At 45.1% G+C, this 1,634-nt stretch carries 1 protein-coding gene; it reads right to left on the bottom strand.

The window, feature by feature from the left end; all coding sequences use genetic code 11:
* Window positions 1-164: 164 nt before the first annotated feature.
* Window positions 165-1,535 carry a carotenoid oxygenase family protein gene (locus ACUVJL_RS14000; RefSeq protein WP_445246401.1) on the bottom strand — a complete coding sequence of 457 codons (1,371 nt, stop codon included), beginning with the start codon at window positions 1,533-1,535 and terminating at the stop codon, window positions 165-167.
* Window positions 1,536-1,634 lie beyond the last annotated feature (99 nt).

The raw sequence follows: 1,634 nt of genomic DNA, 5'->3' as shown, positions 1-1,634 counted from the left end.
CATCGTTTTGAAGGTTGCTATACTGGCACAAATTATTATACCTTAAAAAAACCTCAAATGATTGCATAGCAATCATTTGAGGTTTTGGCAATTCTGAATTTCTTTGAAATTAAATCTGCTTGAATATCTGCGGAATGTGGGATATAGGTTTACCGTTAGCTTCATTAAGTAGCCATTGCAAGAGACGAGATCCAGGTAGCATGGAAACCGTAAGGAACGCGTTGAGGCATAAGTACCCGCGCTACAGGTTCAGATGTGAAGTTTTGGGCATCAATAACCAGTAACTCAGACTGCTTGGCTACCGCATCCCAGACCATCGTCAGCAACCAACCATCGTCCTCAGCAGTAGCACCAGGTCGAGGTGCAAACGCACTATCACCGCCAAAACGTCCCCGTCCAAATTCATGCACTTGGGAGCTACCAGTTTTCAAATCATACTTAATCAAACCATCCAATAATAGTCGGGGTCTCATGTAGGTAGCCTGCTGTGAAGCGTACATATAACGTGTTTTCCGACCTGTGAAATCATCGTTAATGCGAGGAAATTCTGTGGCAACATCATCCAAAGCCTCTTCTTTGACAACACCCGTCGCTAGGTTGATCCGATAGCGATACAGCCGGAAGTGTTCAAACTCAGTTTCCCCACCTTCACCTTTGTCTTCTTGAGGAATAAATAGATAGGTATCGGGTGTTCGGGTAGCCAAGAGTACTATCTCGTCACCTTCTTCCCAAGCATTACCCACATGGTAGAGCATACAGGCAGAAACCTTAAACCAGCGGATTGTCCGATTATCGCCATTGCGCGGTAGGATGCCAATACGGCTGGGGTTTTGAGGCTCAAACTTAATCGGTAGCTGACCTTGCATAATTCGCATCGGTTTGAAAGTCAGCGGCATATCTAGGAAAATGCTGTAGTGTTCAGTAATGGCAAAATCATGCATCATCACCGGGGCTGGTATGTCAATAGACACGGTTCGTTTTAATTCCCCTTCTTTTGAAACCACGCTATATTCCAGGTAAGGCGGAGCAATAGGTGCGAAGCCGAACACAATCATTTCACCCGTCACCGGGTCAACTTTTGGGTGCGCTGTAAAGGTAGAAACTAGTTTGTCGTTAAAAGTATATACACCAACTGTTTCTAAATCTGGAAGCCCGATTTCATAGGGTGCGCCAGCTTCCCAGAGAGCCAACAATTTACCAGCGTGGAATACACATGAAGTATTGGCGGTATTCTTCATCATCAAGCCGTAGGGTGTGTCAAACCTTGGCAGGTTCAGCAGCCCTGGCCAAATTGCTTTAGCTTGAGTTTGCTCGACTTTAAACCCATCTGTGCGGATGTAGCGGTTGCGGTAACTAGCTTTGCCATTACTAATCTCTACACAGTGGAGCATTCCATCTCCATCTAACCAGTGATGGAGTCCAATGGGCTTAAATTGCGGATTGGGACCGTTGCGAAGAAACATCCCCTCCAATTCTTTGGGCAGTTCGCCTTCGGGAGCATAACACTTATGCGATGAGTACAAATACTCAGACATACCCTACCCCTCATTAGTCCATAATTAAATATGTTTACCACTATCGCAAAATTATGAATCCAGAGAAACAAAGAAAGCTGCAAGAATATACCAGAGCAA

Source organism: Microcoleus sp. OTE_8_concoct_300 (assembly GCF_031383065.1).
Taxonomy (GTDB): Bacteria; Cyanobacteriota; Cyanobacteriia; order Cyanobacteriales; family Microcoleaceae; genus Microcoleus.
Note: the sequence above shows the minus strand (reverse complement) of the source record. Positions and strands in the feature narration are given on the sequence as shown.

Bases quoted from the DNA above. Each gene is read 5' to 3' on its own strand.
- ACUVJL_RS14000 (WP_445246401.1), bottom strand. From the start codon at position 1,535: ATGTCTGAGTATTTGTACTCATCGCATAAGTGTTATGCTCCCGAAGGC.